Source organism: Streptomyces spinoverrucosus, from assembly GCF_015712165.1.
Lineage (GTDB): Bacteria > Actinomycetota > Actinomycetes > Streptomycetales > Streptomycetaceae > Streptomyces > Streptomyces spinoverrucosus_A.
The window spans coordinates 6,469,567-6,486,039 of record NZ_JADPZX010000001.1; the positions used below are offsets into that span (position 1 = coordinate 6,469,567).

The 16,473-nt window shown below is 72.0% G+C and carries 14 protein-coding genes and 1 pseudogene; 7 read left to right on the forward strand and 8 right to left on the reverse strand.

Features of this window, described 5'->3' with window-relative positions; all coding sequences use genetic code 11:
* The first annotated feature begins 33 nt into the window (after nucleotides 1-33).
* Together npdG and I2W78_RS29400 are read left to right on the forward strand one after the other, a co-directional pair.
* On the forward strand, nucleotides 34-753 hold the full coding sequence (npdG, locus tag I2W78_RS29395) for an NADPH-dependent F420 reductase (protein ID WP_196463261.1): 720 nt from the start codon (nucleotides 34-36) through the stop codon (nucleotides 751-753).
* Nucleotides 754-827: 74 nt separating this feature from the next.
* A complete protein-coding gene (locus I2W78_RS29400) occupies nucleotides 828-1,040 on the forward strand; it encodes a hypothetical protein (protein WP_196463262.1) in 213 nt (70 codons plus the stop codon).
* On the opposite strand, the gene I2W78_RS29405 is transcribed toward I2W78_RS29400, so the two are convergent.
* Nucleotides 1,030-1,830: a site-2 protease family protein gene (locus tag I2W78_RS29405; RefSeq protein ID WP_196463263.1), complete on the reverse strand. Its 801-nt coding sequence runs from the start codon at nucleotides 1,828-1,830 to the stop codon at nucleotides 1,030-1,032. The genes I2W78_RS29400 and I2W78_RS29405 overlap by 11 nt on opposite strands.
* A gap of 164 nt (nucleotides 1,831-1,994) precedes the next feature.
* Between I2W78_RS29405 and I2W78_RS29410 the strand changes: the two genes are divergently transcribed.
* Nucleotides 1,995-5,246: a BTAD domain-containing putative transcriptional regulator gene (locus I2W78_RS29410; protein ID WP_196464772.1), complete on the forward strand. Its 3,252-nt coding sequence runs from the start codon at nucleotides 1,995-1,997 to the stop codon at nucleotides 5,244-5,246.
* Nucleotides 5,247-5,251: 5 nt separating this feature from the next.
* Here I2W78_RS29410 and I2W78_RS29415 read toward each other — a convergent pair whose 3' ends face one another.
* From I2W78_RS29415 to panB, 5 genes are all read right to left on the reverse strand, one after another.
* Nucleotides 5,252-6,064, reverse strand: coding sequence for an ABC transporter permease (locus I2W78_RS29415; protein ID WP_196463264.1), 813 nt, complete (start codon nucleotides 6,062-6,064; stop codon nucleotides 5,252-5,254).
* On the reverse strand, nucleotides 6,061-7,080 hold the full coding sequence (locus I2W78_RS29420) for an ATP-binding cassette domain-containing protein (RefSeq protein WP_196463265.1): 1,020 nt from the start codon (nucleotides 7,078-7,080) through the stop codon (nucleotides 6,061-6,063). Before I2W78_RS29420 ends, I2W78_RS29415 begins: the two co-directional genes overlap by 4 nt.
* A 94-nt stretch (nucleotides 7,081-7,174) precedes the next feature.
* The gene (locus tag I2W78_RS29425) at nucleotides 7,175-7,744 is read right to left on the reverse strand and encodes a DinB family protein (RefSeq protein WP_196463266.1); all 570 of its coding nucleotides are present in this window, start codon (nucleotides 7,742-7,744) and stop codon (nucleotides 7,175-7,177) included.
* A 62-nt stretch (nucleotides 7,745-7,806) separates the two neighbouring features.
* Complete coding sequence (locus I2W78_RS29430; protein ID WP_196463267.1) at nucleotides 7,807-8,430, reverse strand: histidine phosphatase family protein; 624 nt, start codon at nucleotides 8,428-8,430, stop codon at nucleotides 7,807-7,809.
* Nucleotides 8,431-8,508: 78 nt separating this feature from the next.
* Nucleotides 8,509-9,384, reverse strand: coding sequence for a 3-methyl-2-oxobutanoate hydroxymethyltransferase (gene panB, locus I2W78_RS29435; protein WP_196463268.1), 876 nt, complete (start codon nucleotides 9,382-9,384; stop codon nucleotides 8,509-8,511).
* Between the two features lie 345 nt (nucleotides 9,385-9,729).
* On the opposite strand from panB, the pseudogene I2W78_RS29440 reads away from it, so the two are divergent.
* The 4 genes and pseudogenes from I2W78_RS29440 to I2W78_RS29455 form a co-directional block, all read left to right on the forward strand.
* Nucleotides 9,730-10,554, forward strand: a pseudogene (locus I2W78_RS29440) (MFS transporter); the annotation flags it as partial.
* Between the two features lie 68 nt (nucleotides 10,555-10,622).
* A complete protein-coding gene (locus I2W78_RS29445) occupies nucleotides 10,623-11,255 on the forward strand; it encodes a TetR/AcrR family transcriptional regulator (protein ID WP_307783846.1) in 633 nt (210 codons plus the stop codon).
* 184 nt (nucleotides 11,256-11,439) lie between these two features.
* On the forward strand, nucleotides 11,440-12,492 hold the full coding sequence (locus I2W78_RS29450; protein ID WP_196463269.1) for an endonuclease/exonuclease/phosphatase family protein: 1,053 nt from the start codon (nucleotides 11,440-11,442) through the stop codon (nucleotides 12,490-12,492).
* A 141-nt stretch (nucleotides 12,493-12,633) separates the two neighbouring features.
* Nucleotides 12,634-13,848, forward strand: coding sequence for an MFS transporter (locus I2W78_RS29455; protein ID WP_196463270.1), 1,215 nt, complete (start codon nucleotides 12,634-12,636; stop codon nucleotides 13,846-13,848).
* 139 nt (nucleotides 13,849-13,987) lie between these two features.
* On the opposite strand, the gene I2W78_RS29460 is transcribed toward I2W78_RS29455, so the two are convergent.
* On the reverse strand, nucleotides 13,988-15,742 hold the full coding sequence (locus I2W78_RS29460; RefSeq protein WP_196463271.1) for an NAD+ synthase: 1,755 nt from the start codon (nucleotides 15,740-15,742) through the stop codon (nucleotides 13,988-13,990).
* A 92-nt stretch (nucleotides 15,743-15,834) separates the two neighbouring features.
* Nucleotides 15,835-16,461, reverse strand: a complete 627-nt coding sequence (locus tag I2W78_RS29465; RefSeq protein ID WP_196463272.1) for a DUF305 domain-containing protein — start codon at nucleotides 16,459-16,461, stop codon at nucleotides 15,835-15,837.
* Nucleotides 16,462-16,473 lie beyond the last annotated feature (12 nt).

The following is a 16,473-nucleotide window of genomic DNA, read 5'->3' on the forward strand; positions in this document are numbered from 1 at the left end:
CGGGCCGGCGGGGGCGGACGTAGAGTCGGGCTCATGACCTCTACCGACAGTGTTGCCGCCGACAAGCCCGCGAAGGCCCCCGCCAAGGACCCCTGGGACCTGCCCGACGTCTCCGGGCTGGTCGTCGGTGTGCTCGGCGGGACCGGGCCGCAGGGCAAGGGCCTCGCCTACCGGCTCGCCCGGGCCGGCCAGAAGGTGATCATCGGCTCGCGGGCCACCGAGCGGGCGCAGGCCGCCGCCGACGAGCTCGGGCACGGCATCGAGGGCGCCGAGAACGCCGAGTGCGCCCGGCGCAGCGACATCGTGATCGTCGCGGTGCCGTGGGAGGGGCACGGCAAGACGCTCGAGTCCCTGCGCACGGAGCTCGCGGGCAAGCTGGTCGTCGACTGTGTCAACCCGCTCGGCTTCGACAAGAAGGGCGCCTACGCGCTGAAGCCGGAGGAGGGCAGCGCCGCCGAGCAGGCCGCCGCCCTGCTGCCGGACTCCCGGGTGACCGCCGCCTTCCACCACCTGTCGGCCGTCCTCCTGGAGGACCCCGAGATCGAGCAGATCGACACCGACGTCATGGTCCTCGGCGAGGAGCGGGCGGACGTGGAGATGGTGCAGGCGCTGGCCGGCCGCATCCCCGGCATGCGCGGCATCTTCGCCGGGCGGCTGCGCAACGCCCACCAGGTCGAGTCGCTGGTCGCCAACCTGATCTCCGTGAACCGCCGCTACAAGGCCCACGCGGGACTGCGCGTCACGGACGTCTGAGCCCATGGGGGACACTGGTGGTCAGCACAATCCCGGCACAACCCCAGCAGTGTCCCCCGACAGGAGCCGACCACATGCCCCCCTTGCCCCCACCCAGCCCGGCCCGGCGACTCGCCCTCTACGCGCTCGTCGTCTGCGTCCTCGCCGTCGCCGCGGCCGTCATGTCCTTCGTGCGGGGCAGCTGGCTGGGCATCGTGTGGGTGCTGCTGGCGGGCCTGTCGTCGAACATGGCCTGGTACTACCTCAAGCGCGGCAAGCTCGCCCGGCGGGACTCGGTCACGGGCTGACCGAGCAGTACTCGTTCGTGCCGAGCCAGAAGCGGTACAGCTCGTACCCGCAGTACGTGTCGAGGTCGCCGACGCCGAGGGCGCGCAGCACGGCGTCGACGACGTCGAAGAACGCGCCGTTCAGCGCCGGGATCCACAGCAGCGCGAACACGAGCAGCAGCCCGAAGGGCGCGATCGGCTCCACCTGCCTGCGGATGTTGTACGACAGCCAGGGCTCGACCACGCCGTAGCCGTCCAGGCCCGGCACCGGCAGGAAGTTCAGGATCGCGGCCGTCACCTGCAGCAGCGCCAGGAACGCCAGCGCGTACCGGAAGTCCCGCGGCACCCCGTCCAGCGCGTCCAGCCAGAACGGCGCCGTGCACACCGCCGCGAACAGCACGTTCGTCAGCGGCCCGGCCGCCGAGATCAGACTGTGCTTCCACCGTCCCCGGATCCGCCCCCGCTCGATGAACACCGCCCCGCCCGGCAGCCCGATCCCGCCCATGATCACGAACAGCACGGGCAGCACGATGCTCAGCAGGGCGTGCGTGTACTTCAGCGGATTGAGCGTGAGATAGCCCTTCGCGCCGACCGTGATGTCCCCGCCGTGCAGGGCGGTGCGGGCGTGCGCGTACTCGTGCAGGCACAGCGACACGACCCACGCGCCGGTCACGAACAGGAAGACGGCCACCCCGGGCTGCTGGGCGAAGCCCGTCCAGGTGGCCCACCCGGTCACCGCCGTGACGGCCAGTATCCCGAGGAACACCGGACTGATCCGCCGCTCGGCGCGACGGGAGGCGGCGATGGTCATGGTGAGCACTCCTGACGTCTCGGGCGGCGTGGGGTCGACCGTACCGGTGGCGTGAGGTGAACGTCAGCGGGCGGGCCCGAGGTTCCTCCCCGCCCCCCGGCCCCTGCACGTGCGGTTCATGCGTGCGTAAACCCGGAGGCGGCGCACTGGCCGGGCCGGAGACAATGGGTCCCGTGCGCTATCGCATCCTCGGCACCACACAGGCGGTTCGCCCCGACGGTTCGGTTGTCCCGATCGGCGGGGCGCGGTTGCGTGCGCTGCTCACCGTGCTGGCGCTCAGGGCCGGGCGGGTCGTACCCGTCGGGCTGCTGGTGGACGAGGTCTGGGAGGGGGAGCCGCCCGCCGACGCGGCCGGGGCCCTGCAGGCGCTCGTGGGACGGCTGCGGCGGGTTCTGGGACCGGAGGCGATCGCCTCGGCCGAGGGCGGGTACCGGCTGGCCGCCGCGCCCGACGACATCGACCTGCACCGGTTCGAGCGGCTCGCCGACGAGGGCGCGCGGGCGCTGGCCGACGGCGACCCCGCCAAGGCCGCCGTCCTCCTCGACGACGCCCTCGCCCTGTGGCGGGACCCCGCCCTCGCCGACCTCCCCGACCGCACCGTGGAGGCGGCCCGCTGCACCGCCCGCCGACTGGACGCCCGCCGCGCCCGGCTCGCCGCCGCCCTCGCCCTCGGCCAGGCCGAGCAGGCGCTGCCCGAACTGACCGCGCTGTGCGAGAGCCACCCCCTCGACGAACCCCTCCAGGCCCTGCGCCTGCGCGCCCTGCGCGACGCGGGCCGCACCGCCGAGGCGCTGGCCGCCTACGAGGACGTACGACGGCTGCTCGCCGAGCAGCTGGGGTCCGACCCGGGGCCCGAGCTGCGTGCCCTGCACACCGAGCTGCTCCGGCAGCAGGACGCCCGCCCCGCCGAGTCCCGCCCCCTGGGCAACCTGCGCGCCCGCCTCACCTCCTTCGTCGGCCGGGCCGACGACATCGACGCCATCCGCGCCGACCTCGCCACCGCCCGGCTCGTCACGCTGCTCGGGCCCGGCGGGGCGGGCAAGACCCGGTTGTCGCAGGAGGCCGCCGAGACCGTACGGGACGCGGCCCCCGACGGCGTCTGGCTGGCCGAGCTGGCGCCGGTCGACGACCCCGCCGCCGTCCCCGAGGCCGTGCTCACCGCGATCGGCGCCCGCGAGACCGTGCTGCACGGCGCCGGCGCCGAGGAGTTCCGGGCCGCCACCGGTGAACGCCACGACGACCCCGTCGCCCGGCTCGTCGAGCACTGCGCCCGGCGCCGCATGCTGATCGTCCTCGACAACTGCGAGCACGTCGTCGACGCCGCCGCCCGCCTGACCGAGGAGCTGCTGGCGCGGTGCCCGCACCTCACCGTCCTCGCCACCAGCCGGGAACCCCTCGGCGTGCCGGGGGAGGTGCTGCGCCCCGTGGAGCCGCTGCCGGAGCCGTACGCCCTGCGGCTGCTCGCCGACCGCGGGGCCGCCGCCCGGCCCGGGTTCCGTGTCGACGACGACCCGGAGGCCTGCGCCGAGATCTGCCGCCGTCTTGACGGCCTGCCCCTCGGCATCGAGCTCGCCGCCGCCCGGCTGCGCATGCTCACCCCCCGCCAGATCGCCGACCGGCTCGACGACCGCTTCCGGCTCCTCACCTCCGGCAGCCGTACCGTGCTGCCCCGCCAGCAGACGCTCCGTGCCGTCGTCGACTGGTCCTGGGACCTGCTCGACGCGGACGAGCGGGACGTACTGAGCCGCCTGTCGGCGTTCGCCGGCGGCTGTGACCTCGCCGCCGCCGAGGCCGTGTGCGGGCCCGCCGCCCTGGACGCGCTCGCCTCCCTCGTCGACAAGTCGCTCGTCGTGGCCGCCCCCTCCGGCGACGGCGAGATGCGCTACCGGCTCCTGGAGACCGTCGCCGAGTACGCCGGCGAACGGCTCGACGAGGCCGGGCAGCGCCGCGACACCGAGCACGCGCACCTGACGTACTACCGCGAACTCGCCCGCACCACCGACCCGTTGCTGCGCGGCCCCGGTCAACTCACCGCCATCGAGCGGCTGGAACGCGAGTACGAGAACCTGCGGACAGCGCTGCGGCACGCCGTCGCCGAACGCGACGAGCAGGAGGCGATGTGCCTGGTGCTGTCGCTGACCTGGTACTGGCAGATGCGCGACCTGCGCATCGAGGCCCGCCACTGGTGCCGCGCGGTCATGGACCTCGGCCCCGACCCCTTCGCCGAGCCGGTGCGCAAGGCCGCCCCGGTGTGGCAGCGCTGCACCGCCGAGCCGCCGCCCTGGACGGGGGAGCTCCTTGAGGAGGCCCGGCGCGGGGTCCACCTGGGGCATCTCGCGTGCATGGACACCGAGCTGGACGCCTGGCAGACCCCCGAGGCGCAGCGCAAGCTGCGGGCGATCTCCGAGGCCTACGAGCCGGGACTCCCGCAGACCTGCCGCAGCCCCGGCATGCTGTCGTTCTACGCCGTGATGCTCACCGGCGGCATGGACCGGCTGACCGAGCTCCTCGACGCCGCCGTCGACACCTGCCGCGCGACGCCCGGCTACGACTGGGAACTGGCCGCCAGCCTCCAGCTCCGCGCCAACATCCTCGCCAACCGGCCCGACCGGGCGGGCGCCGCGCAGCAGGACGCCGACGAGTCGCTGGAGATCTACCAGCGGCTGGGCGACGCCTGGGGCAGCGCCGAAGCGCTCTCCGCGCGCGCCGAAGCGCATGAGCGCACCGGGCGCTACCTCGTGGCCGCCGCCGACTACGAGGCCGCCATGGAACAGGCCCGGCGACTCGGAGCCCACGCCCAGCACACGGTCCTCACCGCCCGGCTGGCCGGCGCGCTGCTGGAGGCGGGCCACGCCGAGCGGGGCGAGCGCCTGCTGCGGGAGGTGCTGGACGACGTGGACGGCGCGCACAACGAGGCGATGCCGTTCGCCCGGGTCATGCTCGCCGGATGGCTCAGCTGCACCGGCCGGACCGCCGAGGCGCGCGAGCATCTGCGGGCGCTGCGCGAGGAGTTCACCATCGCCAACTTCGTGGTCTTCGACGCGTTCATCCTCGGCCAGGAGGCGTGGGTGGAGGCCCTCGACGGCCGCTACGAGCAGGCCAGGGAGAAGATCCGGCGCGGCCTCGCGCAGGCCGAGGACCCGCTGTCGAAGGCGATGGCCCCGCACCTGTTCTCCTCGTACCTCGTCATCGCCGCCCTGGCCATGGCCGGCTGCGACGGCGGACGCGACGCCGCGCGCTGCCTGGGCGCGGCCGACGCGCTGCTGCCGCCCGGCCATCTGCGCGGGTCCATGGAGCGCATGGCCCACGACCGCGCCACCGCCGCCGTACGGGCCGCGCTGCCCGCCGAGGAGTTCACGGCGGCGTACGCCGAAGGCGGCGGCATCTCCCCGCAGGAGGCCGCCGCCCTGGTGTGACCGGCTCAGTTCTTCGTCTTGAACTTGTGGATCGCGACCGGCGCCATCACCAGCGTGATCGCCGCCGACCAGCCCAGCGTCACCCACAGGTCGTGCGCGACCGGGCCGCCCACCATCAGGCCGCGGGCCGCGTCCGCGAGCGTGGACAGCGGGTTGTAGTCGGTGAACGCCTGCAGCCAGCCCGGCATCGACGCCGTCGGCGCGAAGATCGACGAACCGAACTGCAGCGGGAACAGCACCAGGAAGCCCATCGCCTGCACGGACTGCGCGTTCTTCAGGACCACGCCCAGGGTGAGGAACACCCACATGATCGACGAGGCGAACGCCGTGGACAGACCCACGGCCGCGAGGACACCGAGCCAGTTGGTGATGTCGAAGCCGACCAGGACGGCGACGATCATCAGCACGGTCGTCGCGAACAGCATCCGGACCAGTTCGACCGAGATCTTCGCGAACAGCACCGAGCCGCGCCCGATCGGCAGGGACCGGAAACGGTCCATGACACCGGAGTTGAAGTCCTGGCTGAAGCCGGTGCCGACGCCCTGGGACAGCGTCATGCTCATCATCGCGATCATGCCGGGGATCACGTACTGCACGTACCCGTCCTGACCGCCGCCCAGGGCCTGCCCGATCGAGCCGCCGAAGACGTACACGAACAGCAGGGTGAAGACGACCGGCATCAGCAGCGCGTCGAACATCGACTCGGGGTCCTGCCGGATCCACAGCAGGTTGCGGCGGATCAGGGCGCCGGTGTGGCGCAGGTGGCCGCGCAGCGTAATGCGGGCGTCGGCGGTCGGGGTGGCGACGGCGGCGCTCATACGGCGACCTCCTCGCGGTCGTCGGCGGGCACGGCGTCCTGCGGGGCACTGGCACGGTGGCCGGTGAGGGACAGGAACACCTCGTCCAGGCTGGGCAGTTCGGTACTGATCGACGCGAGCGTGATGCCGTGCGCGGTGACGGCGCCGACCACGGCGGTCAGCTGCTCGTCGCTCAGGATCGGCACCAGCACGGTGCCGCCCTCGGTGTCCACGGTGGTCGTGGCCAGCCCGGTGATGCCCAGTTCGTCGAGCGCGCGGGCCAGCGGCCGCAGCTGCATCGGATCGGCCGGCCGCACGCGCAGCGTCCGCCCGCCGACCTTGGCCTTCAGCTCCTCGATCCCGCCGTTCGCGATGACCTTGCCCCGGTCGACGACGGTCAGCTCGGAGGCCAGCTGCTCGGCCTCCTCCATGTACTGCGTGGTCAGCAGGACGGTGACGCCGTCCCCGACCATGGCCTTCACCTCGTCCCACACCTCGTTGCGGGTGCGCGGGTCGAGGCCGGTGGTGGGCTCGTCGAGGAAGAGCACGGCCGGCCGCCCGATCATCGAGGCGGCCAGGTCCAGGCGCCGCCGCATACCACCGGAGTACGTCGCCGCCGGCCGCTTGGCCGCGTCGGTGAGCGAGAACCGCTCCAGCAACTCGTCGGCCCGGGAGCGGGCCTCCTTGCGGGGCAGATCGAGCAGCCGCCCGATCATGTACAGGTTCTCCCAGCCCGGGAGCTTCTCGTCGACGGAGGCGTACTGCCCGGTGAGCCCGATCACCCGGCGCAACTGCCGCGGCTGCCGTACGACGTCGTAGCCGGCGACGGTCGCCTGGCCGGCGTCCGGGGCCAGCAGGGTGGACAGGATCCGCACGAGGGTCGTCTTTCCGGCCCCGTTCGGCCCCAGCACTCCCATCACGGTGCCCTCACGCACCTGGAGGTCGACTCCGTCCAGCGCCCTGGTCTCGCCGTAGTGCTTGACCAGCCCCCGCACGGTGACGGCCGCGCTGCTGGGTTTCTTGTCGATGTGTGTCATGCCGAGGACTGTGCCAGGCCCCACCGACAAACGGCCTACAGCTCACCGACAGCCGCCGACACCGGGCCGACGGCGCCCTCGGACGCGGCCCTCGTCACTGGCCCACCCTGCCGTCGACGCACTCGCGCAGCAGGTCGGCGTGCCCGCAGTGCCGGGCGTACTCCTCGATCCTGTGCACCATCAGCTCCCGAACCGCGATCCCGTCCTTCGCCAGGCGCTCGCCCAGATCCGGGTGCTCGGCCAGCGCGGCGTCGGTCGCGGCCTGCTCGCGCTCCAGAGTCGCGTACGCGGCGTCGACGACGGCCTGCTCGGCGACGGCCCCGTCGAAGTCCCCGTCGCCCTCGCCGTACAGCTTCGGCAGCGGATCGCCGTCGACGATCCAGTTGCGCCAGTCCCGTTCGACCTCGGCGAGGTGCCGCAGCAGGCCGAGCAGCGACATCGTCGACGGCGGAACCGACCGCCGCGCCAGTTGCTCCGCGTCCAGCCCCTCGCACTTCATCCGCAGGGTCAGGCGGTAACCCGCCAGAAAGTCCAGCAACGTCGCAAGCTCCCCGTCCGGACTGGCTCCGCCGTTGTCACGGGGGTCGTCGTCCGGGTCGACCCACATGTCGGGGTGGACGGTTGCCTGGGTCCATCGTGCGGGGTGGTCAGTCATGGCGGCCATGATCGTTGATGGGCCATGTAGTCGCCAGTGCCTGTTGGCCTTGAAGGGGTTGGCGAGTGCCGTCAGACGTGCGACTCGGGGGGAAAGCCGGTCCAGCGCAGCTCGGTGGGCAGATGCCGCATGTCGTTGGAGACGAGGATCGTGGCCGGCCGGTCGGGCGCGTACCGGATGACCGTGAGGGCGGCGTTGCAGTGGTTGACGCCGAGCCAGCGCCACTTCGGCGCATGCATGGCGTCCCGGACGAGCCAGGCGACCAAGAAGTTGTGGGTGACGACCAGTTCGTGCCGGTCCTCTCCGTCGTCCACCGGCCCGGTGAACAGGTCCAGCGCCCGGCGGGCCAGCACAGCTCCATGCTCCCGTTCCTCGTCACTGGCACCGGCGACGAAGTCGAGGAAGAAGTCCGCCGACTCTGCCGGCAGCTCGTCCCTCACCGGCGTGTAGGGGACGTAGTCACCGGCAGCGTCCGAGACGTGCACGGGGACGTTCGGCAGCTGATCGCCGATCAGACGTGCGGTCTGCTCCGCCCGGGGCAGCGGGCCGTGGTGAACGGCGGCGAAAGGGACGTCCCGGAGGCGTTGGCCGAGCAGCGTGGCCTGACGGCGGCCGCCCTCTGTCAGCCCGCTCTCGTCCGGCGATGCCTCGCCGTGCCGAACGAGATACAGATAGCGGGTGGCTGAGCCGGTCATTTCTCTCCTCTGTGTCCCAAAAGACGGCAGCCCGCCGACGGGGGATGATCGGCGGGCTGCCCGTGGTGCGGCCATGGCTCAGTGGACGGAGTGCTCCTCCAGTGGGAACGTTCCGCCGACGACGTCCTCGGCGAACGCCTTCGCCGCGCCACTCATCACCTCACGCAGGTTGGCGTACTGCTTCACGAACTTCGGCACCCGCCCCCCGGTCAGCCCGAGCATGTCGGTCCACACCAGCACCTGTGCGTCCGTCTCCGCGCCCGCCCCGATGCCGACCGTCGGGATGTGCAGCGTCCGGGTCACCTCGGCGGCGAGCTCCGCCGGCACCAGCTCAAGCACCACCGCGAACGCCCCCGCGTCCTGCACGGCCTTGGCGTCCCGCAGCAGCTGCGCCGCCGCCTCCTCGCCGCGCCCCTGCACCCGGTAGCCCATGGCGTTGACGGACTGGGGGGTGAGCCCGATGTGGGCCATGACCGGGATGCCGGAGTCGACCAGCAGCCGGATCTGCTCGTGCGACCGCTCGCCGCCCTCCAGCTTCACGGCCTGCACCCCGGCCTCCTTCACCAGCCGGGTCGCCGAGCGCAGCGCCTGCACCGGCCCCTCCTGGTAGGACCCGAACGGCAGGTCGCCGACGATCAGGGAGCGCCTGGTGCCCCGTACGACCGCGGCGGAGAGCATGGTCATCTCGTCGAGGGTGACGGGCACGGTGGTCTCGTACCCGAGGTGGCAGTTGCCCGCCGAGTCGCCGACGAGGATCACCGGGATACCGGCCTCGTCGAAGACGGACGCGGTCATCGCGTCGTACGCGGTGAGCATGGGCCACTTCTCGCCGCGCTCCTTGGCGGCGGTGATGTCACGAACCGTGATACGGCGTGTGCCCTTGCCCCCGTACAGCGCCTTGCTGCCGTCGGAGGACTTCTGCGGTGCAGTCTGGGCAGCCGAAAGCTGCGTCATTGCAACGGCTCCTTACGTCATCTCGAGGCGCCCTGACGGCGTCCCCGGACCAGTCCCATGGTGGCACCTCGTGCCATGGAACGGCTAGGGGGACCCCGTCACGTAAGGAGAGCACGAAGGGGAGCAGGTAAGGAGAGCACCAGAGCCGGGTAAAAAATTTACGATACGGTACCGTCTCGTATCGTAATTCCCTAGCCTCGGCGGCATGACTGCTCTCGCCGCCCCCGGCACCCGCGTCCCGGAAGCGGTGCACCGGCGCCGCTGGGCCATACTCGGTGTGCTCATGCTGAGCCTGCTGATCGTGGTGCTCGACAACTCGATCCTCAACGTCGCCGTCAAGACGATCTCTTCGAGAAGCGCAGCGACCACCCCTCCATCGACGTCACCTACTTCAAGAACAAGGTGTTCTCGGCCGCGATCACGGTCATCGCGCTGGTCTTCTTCGCGCTGATGGGCGTGACGTTCTTCGCCGTCTTCTACACCCAGAGCGTGCGCGGCTACTCGCCACTGGAGACCGGGCTGCTGATGCTGCCCCTGGCCGCCGCCCAGATGATCTTCGCCCCGCGCGCCCGGCTCGTCGTCGACCGCTTCGGCAACAGGGCCACGACCACGGGCGGCATGCTGATCATCGCGGCGACGCTGGCGGCGTTCGCCACGCTGGACGCGGACACGCCCATCTGGATCCTGGAGGTCGTCTTCTTCCTCATGGGCACCGGCATGGCGCACATCATGACCCCGACCAGCGTGGTCATCATGCAGGCCCTGCCCCGCGAGAAGGCCGGCTCCGCCTCCGCCCTCAGCAACACCTTCCGCCAGGTCGGCGGCGCCCTGGGCATCGCGGTCCTCGGCTCGGTCCTCTCCACGGCGTACCGCACCTCGATCGAGGACCACCTGACCGCTCTCCCGCCCTCCGTACGCCACTCGGCGGGCGAGTCGATCGAGGCGACCCTGGCCGCCGCGTCCCGCCTGGGCCCCGAGAGCAGCTCCCTCATAGCCCCGGCCCACGACGCCTTCCTCCACGCCATGCACATCACGGCGTTGTGCGGGGCGGGAGTGGCGCTGGTGGGTGCCGCGGTGGTGGCCCTGTCCCTGCCGGGGCGGACGCCTGACAGCCCGGCGGACGGTCAGGTTCCCGAAGGCGCCCGGGTGGGAGCGGACGAAGCCGCGTAACGCGGGTCGCGTCATCACCGTCGTACAACCGGGAGAATCACCGCAACGCACGGAAAGGACGCAGCCCAGTGAACCCCCTCGCCGCAAGCCACCCCCCGCACGCGGCCCCCGTTCGGGGCCGCCCCCGCAGCGAGGCCGTGGAACGCGCCATCATCGAAGGCACGATGAAGCTCCTGGAGGACGGCGTCCCCCTCGCCGAGCTCTCCATCGAACGCATCGCCCGCACCGCCGGCGTCGGCAAGGCCACCATCTACCGCCGCTGGCACGGCAAGGAGGAACTCTTCGTCGACGTCGTACGCTCCGCCGAACCGCCCGACCCCGAACTCCCCGGCACCTCCATGCGCGACGACCTCGTCGTCCTCCTCGAAGCCCTGCGCCGCCGTGGCCTGGCCAACCGCACCTCGGCGATCCTGCACAACGTGCACGCCCAGATGAAGACCAGCCCCCGCATCTGGGCCGCCTACCACAACGCCGTCATCGCCCCCCGCCGCCGCCTCGGCATGGAGGTCCTGCGCCGCGGACAGCAGGACGGCGAACTCCGCGCCGACGTCGACCTGGAACTCGTCCACGACATCGTCGTCGGCCCCATGCTCACCCGCTCGCTGCTGCACCCCGAGGCCGAACTCCCCGAAGGACTCGCGGAACAACTCGTCGACACCGTGCTCGAAGGACTACGCCCCGTCAGCTCCCCCACCGCGTAACCCGAATGTGCGCGTTTCGTCACAGACGACACTCCCGGCCCGCGAAACCGGAACTCCCGGCGCCGACTTGTTCGTCCTAAGTGCCCGTACGGCCGTCATGTGACGGCAGGATCGGAGCCGAACATCCCCTAGGGTCTTGTGCGCGGGGGACGACGGTGTGCACGGCAGGTAGCGAGGCGACGGTATGGCGCAGCAGGCGTACGTGACGGAGACGGCGGGCGGCGGCTCGGGACCCGAGCACCGCGGGTCTCGGCTTCGGCGCGTGGCGGCCCGTGTGACCGGCGGCTGGCGCGGCGACCCCCGCATCTGGCGGCGCGGCCTGATCGTGGCCCTGCTCGCGGTACTGCTCACCGTCGTGATGGGGGCCCACGCCTACATCCCGAACAGCGTGGGCAACCTCGGCAGCCTCACCGAGACGTTCCTGCCCTGGCTCGGCCTGTTCGTCCCGCTGCTGCTCCTGCTGGCCCTGGTGCGCAGGTCCGCCACCGCCCTCATCGCGGTCCTGCTCCCGGCGGTCGTCTGGGTCAACCTCTTCGGCGGGCTGCTCACCGACAAGGCCGGCACCGGCGGCGACCTCACCGTCGCCACGCACAACGTCAACGCCGACAACGCCGACCCCTCCGGCACCGCCCGCGACGTCGCCGCGTCCGGCGCGGACGTGGTGGCGCTGGAGGAGCTGAGGGCGGCGGCCGTACCGACGTACGAGGCGGCGCTGGCGTCGACGTACAAGTACCACTCGGTGCAGGGCACGGTCGGGGTGTGGAGCAAGTACCCGCTCAGTGACGTCCGGCCCGTCGACATCAAGCTCGGCTGGACCCGCGCCATGCGGGCCACGGTGTCCGCGCCCGGCGGGCAGCTCGCCGTCTACGTCGCCCACCTGCCGTCCGTGCGGGTCAAGCTGGAGGCCGGGTTCACCGCCCGGCAGCGCGACACCAGCGCCGACGCGCTCGGCGAGGCCATCGCCGCCGAGGGCCTGGACCGGGTGATCCTGCTCGGCGACCTCAACGGCACCATGAACGACCGAGCCCTCAACGCCGTGACCGCCCAGATGCGCTCCACGCAGGGCGCGGCGGGCAGCGGCTTCGGCTTCAGCTGGCCGGCGTCGTTCCCGATGGCCCGGATCGACCAGATCATGGTCAAGGGCGTCGAGCCGGTGACCTCGTGGACGCTGCCGCAGACGGGGAGCGACCATCTGCCGGTGGCGGCACGGGTACGGATGGATATGTCCGCCTCCTGACCGGTGTGCGTGTCCGCCTTCCGACCGGTGTGGGCGAGGTCACCGCAACCGGGCCTTAACCTGCTGGAATACTCGGCCTGAGAGCCTTTGTTCCGAACGTGAACATACGATGCAACGGAACTCCGCTCTGAAAGGCCCTTCATGCCCCTGGCCCTGCTCGCCCTCGCCGTGGGCGCCTTCGGCATAGGTACCACCGAGTTCGTGATGATGGGGCTCCTGCCCGATGTCGCGGACGACCTGCACGTCTCGATCCCCACCGCCGGCCATCTGGTCTCCGCGTACGCGCTGGGCGTCGTCATCGGCGCCCCGCTGCTGGCCGCGGTCACCGCGCGGATGTCGCGGCGGACCGTACTGATCGGCCTGATGGTCCTGTTCGTCGTGGGCAACGCCCTGTCGGCGTTCGCCCCCGACCACCACTGGCTGCTCGCCGCCCGCTTCCTGAGCGGTCTGCCGCACGGCGCCTTCTTCGGCGTCGGCGCCGTCGTCGCGACCAACATGGTCGCGCCCGAGCGCAAGGCCCGCTCCGTGTCCCTGATGTTCCTCGGCCTGACGGTCGCCAACATCGCGGGCGTTCCGGTCGCCACCCTCATGGGCCAGCACCTCGGCTGGCGGGCGACCTTCCTCGGCGTCAGCGCGATCGGCGTGGCGGCGATCGCGTCGCTGGCGATGCTGATCCCGCACGACCACACGCACGCCTCCGCGAGCGGGCTGCGCGGCGAGCTGGCCGCGCTGAAGTCCCTGCCGGTGTGGCTGGCGCTGGGTACGACCGTCGCGGGCTTCGGCGCGCTCTTCGCCGCGTACAGCTACATCACGCCGATGCTCACCGACTCCGCCGGGTACGCCGAGACCAGCGTGACGCTGCTGCTGGCGCTGTTCGGCGTCGGTGCGACGATCGGCAACCTGCTGGGCGGCCGGCTGGCCGACCACGCGATGCGGGGCACCCTCTTCGGCGGCCTGGCGTCGCTGGTCGCGGTGCTCGCCCTGTTCCCGGTGCTCATGTCGGCGCAGTGGAGCGCCGCGCTGGGCGTCGCTCTGCTCGGCACGGCGGCCTTCGTCACCGGCTCGCCGCTGCAGCTGATGGTCATGGAGAAGGCGTCGGCGGCCCCGTCCCTGGCGTCGTCCGCCAACCAGGCCGCCTTCAACCTGGCCAACGCCGGCGGCGCCTGGATCGGCGGCCTCGCCCTGGCCGCGGGCTTCGGCACGACGTCCCCGGCGACGGCGGGCGCGGCGCTGGCCGTACTGGGCCTGGCGGTGGCGGGCACGGCGTACGCGGTGGACCGACGGAGCATCGGCGGGGGCCGGGAGCGCCTGGTGGCCTCGCACGTCCCGGAACCGTCGGAGGCACTGCACCGCTGAGCGGTGGGGGTGGGGGGAACGGGGGCGACTGCAACGCCCCCAAGGGGCGCGGGGCTGTACTGATATGCGGCTCCGCCGCGTGGGCGCGACCAGCCCCCCACACACCCGCACCCGGCGACGCGCAGCACCCGCCCCGGCGCTACGCCGATTCGCGCCACCCATTCGTAATCGGCAGCCGCCGGTCCTTCCCGAACCCCTTCGGCGAGATCTTCGTCCCCGGCGGATACTGCCGTCGCTTGTACTCGGCCGTGTCCACCATCCGCAGGGTCTTCGTCACCAGCTCCCGGTCGAACCCGGCCGCCACGATCGCGTCGGCCCCCTCGTCCCGGTCCACGTACCGCTCCAGGATCGCGTCCAGGACGGGATAGTCCGGCAGGGAGTCCGTGTCGACCTGCCCCGGCCGCAGCTCCGCGCTCGGCGGCTTGCTGATGGAGTTCTCCGGGATCGGCGGCGTCTCGCCCCGCTCCTCCGCGGCCCGGTTGCGCCACTGGGCCAGCCGGAAGATCGACGTCTTGTACACGTCCTTGATCGGCCCGTACGCGCCCACCGAGTCGCCGTACAGCGTCGAGTAGCCCACCGCCAGCTCGGACTTGTTGCCGGGCGCCAGCACGATGTGGCCCTCCTGGTTGGAGACCGCCATCAGGAGCGTGCCGCGCAGCCGGGACTGGAGGTTCTCCTCCGCCAGCCCGGTCAGTCCCAGCGACCCCATGTACGCGTCGAACATCGGCTCGATCGCGACGGTACGGAAGTTCAGCCCCGTCCGCCGCGCCAGCTCCGCCGCGTCGCCCTTGGAGTGCTCGGAGGAGTACTTCGACGGCATGGACACGCCGTACACGTTCTCCGCGCCCACCGCGTCGCACGCGATCGCCGCCACCAGGGCGGAGTCGATGCCGCCGGACAGACCGATGAGCACTGACCGGAAGCCGTTCTTGCGCACATACGCCCGCAGGCCCGTGACCAGCGCCGAGTACACCTCCGCGTCGTCGTCGAGGCGCTCGGCGTACCCGCCCGTCCGCTCCGGCTCGTACGCCGGCAGCGGCTCCTCGGACAGCACCAGCCGCTCGATGCGCAGCCCGTCGTCCACCACGCCGGTGGGGGCGTCGGCGGAGGCGGCCGGCAGGTCGAGGTCCAGGATCAGGCACTCCTCCGCGAACTGCGGCGCCCGCGCCACGACCTCCCCGTCCCGGTCGACCACGATCGAGTCGCCGTCGAACACCAGCTCGTCCTGCCCGCCGATCATGGCGAGGTAGGCGGTGGTGCAGCCGGCCTCCTGGGCGCGCTTGCGGACCAGTTCCAGCCGGGTGTCGTCCTTGTCGCGCTCGTACGGCGAGGCGTTGATCGACAGCAGCAGCCCGGCCTTCGCCGAACGCGCCGCCGGCACCCGGCCGCCGTCCTGCCAGAGGTCCTCGCAGATGGCCAGCGCCACGTCGACGCCGTGCACCCGCACGACCGGCATGGTGTCGCCGGGCACGAAGTAGCGGAACTCGTCGAAGACGCCGTAGTTCGGCAGGTGGTGCTTGGCGTAGGTGAGCGCCACCTCGCCGCCGTACAGCACCGCGCCCGCGTTCTGCGGGGCGCCGGCCGGCTGGCCGAACCTCGGCTGCGCGGTCTCGCTGCGGTCGAGGTAGCCGACGATCACCGGCAGCTCCCCGAAGCCCTCCTCGGCGAGCCGCGCCGCGAGCGTGCGCAGGGCGGCGCGGGAGGCCTCGACGAAGGAGGAGCGCAGGGCCAGGTCCTCGACGGGATACCCGGTCAGCACCATCTCCGGGAACGCCACGAGATGCGCTCCCCGCTCGGCGCAGTGCCGGGTCCGGGTGAGGATCGTCTCGGTGTTCCCGGCGAGGTCGCCGACGCGCGAGTCGATCTGGTTCAGGGCGAGACGTAGTTGAGGCACGGGCCCAGTGTAATCGTCAGAGCGACGCGATGGGGGGGTGGCGTGGTGTGGGCCACCCCACGCACCCTTCGCTGCCGTACTGACCCAGGGCCTCACCCTCGGGGCTTCGCGCCCCGCTCCTGCAGCATGTCCGTCATCAGCTGGATCTCCGACTGCTGGCCCTCGACCATGCCCCGCGCGAGCCGCTTCTCCACATCGACCGAGCACCTGTCCACACAGCCCTCGGCCATGTGGATACCGCCCTTGTGATGGTCCGTCATGAGCTGGAGATAGAAGACCTCGGCCTGCCGGCCGCTCAGCCGGCCGAGCTTGTCCAGCTCGGTGTTGGTCGCCATCCCCGGCATCAGCGCGCCGTCCTCGCCGGAGGCCATGCCGCCCATGCCCATCCAGCTCATCGGCTCCGACGACACCTTCGGCAGCTGCCACATGTCCAGCCAGCCCAGCAGCATGCCGCGCTGGTTGGCCTGTGTCTGCGCGATGTCGTACGCGAGCCGCCGCACCTCCTCGTCGTCGGTGCGGTCGCGCACGATGTACGACATCTCCACGGCCTGCTGGTGGTGCACCGCCATGTCGCGTGCGAAGCCGGCGTCCGCGGAGTCGGCCGCGGGCCTGCCCGCGTCGGAGCCGCCGTCCTCGGCGACCGCGTACGTGATCCCGCCGACCGCGACGAGCAGCGCCGCCGCGGCCCCCGCGATCCATCCGGCCTGCGCGTGCCTCACTGGTCCTGCCTC